This window comes from Frankia sp. AgKG'84/4 (assembly GCF_023242965.2).
Classification (GTDB): Bacteria; Actinomycetota; Actinomycetes; order Frankiales; family Frankiaceae; genus Frankia.
Map to the genome: position 1 here is coordinate 1 of NZ_JALKFU020001084.1, position 1,453 is coordinate 1,453.

Consider the following 1,453-nt stretch of genomic DNA (forward strand, 5'->3'; position numbering starts at 1 on the left):
GGGCCGAGGCCTCGACCGCCGCGGTCATCAGCGAGGCGCCGGCCCCCGTCCCGCTGCGGCGGGAACTCGCCGCCGGCGCGCGGCTCTCGGCCGTCCTGCCACCGCCCGGCCAGAACGGGCCCGGCGAGGGCGGCATCACCGACGCCCAGGGCCGGCCCGGACTGCACGGCGCCGTCTCGCTGCTCCCGGACGGCGGCGTCCGTGTCGAGGCGGCGTCCGGCGAGTTCCAGGTCTACGACGACGCCGGCGTGCTGCGGGCCTCCGGCGCACCGGTCACCGGGCCGAACGGGCCCTGGGGCCAGCTGCACCTCAACCAGGTGACGGGCACCGCGGTGCTGGACACGCCGGACGGCCGGTCCCTCGACCTGCGGCACGAACCCCGCGACGACGGCGGCCTGCGCCTGCTCGGAGCCCACGGCTACGAGGCGCGGATCGGTCCGGACCGCACCCTGCGCGCCGAACGCCGCCCGCTCACCGAACCACTCCCGCCCGCCGTGTCCGCGTCCGCGCCGGGTGGTTCCGGTGCCGCGACGACGGTGGGCACCCCGCGTCCACTCGGCCACGTCGAGATCGACTGGCCGGCGAACACCGCGCGCACGGTCGACCCGTCCGGCGCCGGTCAGGACTGGACCGTCACCGCCACCGACGACGGCGGGTTGCACCTCGACAACGCCGATGGGCACCGCGCGTTCGCCGCCGACGGCGGCCTGCGGGTCCGTGAGGTGACGTTGCGCGGCGCGGACGGCCGCCCGCTCGGCAACACCCGGCTGCGCGTCGATCTCCGTCCCGACGCGAGGACGCCCGCCGGGCTGCTCGCGAACGGCGTCCCGGACACGACCCGATCGGTGTCCCCGCACCCCGACGGCTACCGGGTCACCGACCCTGCCGTCCCGGGCGCCTTCCGTCTCCACGACTCCGACGGGCTGCTGGTCGGCGAGCAGGTCCCGCTCTCGGCCAGCGGGCCGGCCGCAACCGGTCCGCGCCCGCTCGGCCAGGTCGCGATCGACTGGTCGGCGAACACCGCGAGCACCTTCGCCTCCGACGGCACCACCCACGACTGGACGGTCACCGCGACCACGGGCGGCGGCTTCCGCCTGACCGACGGACCGCGGTGGCAGACCTTCGACGCCACCGGGCTGCTGATCTCCGAGCGGCGCTCGCTCGCCCCGGCGAACAACGGCCACCCCAGCCCGGCGGCCCAGGCGCTGACCAGCGTCGACATCGACTGGTCGGCCGGCACCGCGCGGCTCGCGGGGACGGCGAACGACGCCGCCGTGAGCCCGCTGACCGGCGGCGGACTGCGCGTCGACGGCCCCGGCGGCCGGTTTCAGGAATTCGGCGGCGACGGCCGGCTGACCCGGGAGGGGATGGGCCTGACCTTCGCCTCCGACGGCACCACCCACGACTGGACGGTCACCGCGACCACGGGCGGCGGCTTCCGCCTGACCGACGG

General features: G+C 77.2%; 1 protein-coding gene. It reads left to right on the forward strand.

What is annotated here, in order from left to right; genetic code table 11:
- Positions 1 to 1,453: flagellar hook protein FlgE (locus tag MXD58_RS27475; protein WP_374616728.1), on the forward strand; the 1,453-nt coding region annotated here is incomplete at both ends.